Raw genomic sequence first — 782 nt, forward strand, 5'->3', positions numbered from 1 at the left:
CGCTCACCACTTTGTGGTTCATGACTGGGGTGAAGTCGTAACAAGGTAGCCCTAGGGGAACCTGGGGCTGGATCACCTCCTTACCTATACGACTAACTTAATGTTTGTTGAGTGTTCACACAGATTTGCTTGATAGAAGAAAGAGTAAAAGATAGACCTAGTTAAATAGGTTTATCAAAGATGGGTCTGTAGCTCAGCTGGTTAGAGCGCACCCCTGATAAGGGTGAGGTCGGTGGTTCAAGTCCACTCTGACCCACCAAATCTTCGTTATCCTTTGTTAAATTAACACTCGTTTAGTGAACTAAACGTCGCGTTAATTTGCCGCGGATAACTCGATTTGGCAAACCAATCCTTTTAGAGGTTTGGAACATCTTACTTACTCGCACTGCATGTAAATGGGGCTATAGCTCAGCTGGGAGAGCGCCTGCCTTGCACGCAGGAGGTCTGCGGTTCGATCCCGCATAGCTCCACCATTTACACCTTATTCTGACTTTATTGCAAAGTAATAAGGCATATGCACTATGGATAGAGATGCCAAAGATAAACTTAAAAATTATCTTTGGCTTTTTTAAGCCCGCTCTTTAACAATTTGGAAAGCTGATAGTATTTAATTGCATGAGTCTGTCATGTGATTAATTACAAAACGTTTAATGCGCAAGCATTGAACATGAGTTCTCAAACACTTTATTAAGTGTCTTGAATATTCAAAAGTAAATTATTCTTTATTGAATAGTTTACGTCTAAGGCGCGTCCACTTCTTTGGTCAGAAGTGAGACAAGTAA

At 41.2% G+C, this 782-nt stretch carries 2 tRNA genes and 1 rRNA gene; all 3 read left to right on the forward strand.

The features are described from left to right. Window positions 1-83, forward strand: a 16S ribosomal RNA gene (locus HUB64_RS23045); the annotation flags it as partial. Between the two features lie 99 nt (window positions 84-182). Further along, window positions 183-259, forward strand: a tRNA-Ile gene (locus tag HUB64_RS23050). A gap of 138 nt (window positions 260-397) precedes the next feature. Further along, window positions 398-473, forward strand: a tRNA-Ala gene (locus HUB64_RS23055). Window positions 474-782 lie beyond the last annotated feature (309 nt).

Source organism: Shewanella sp. ISTPL2, assembly GCF_013283205.1.
Taxonomy (GTDB): Bacteria; Pseudomonadota; Gammaproteobacteria; order Enterobacterales; family Shewanellaceae; genus Shewanella; species Shewanella oncorhynchi.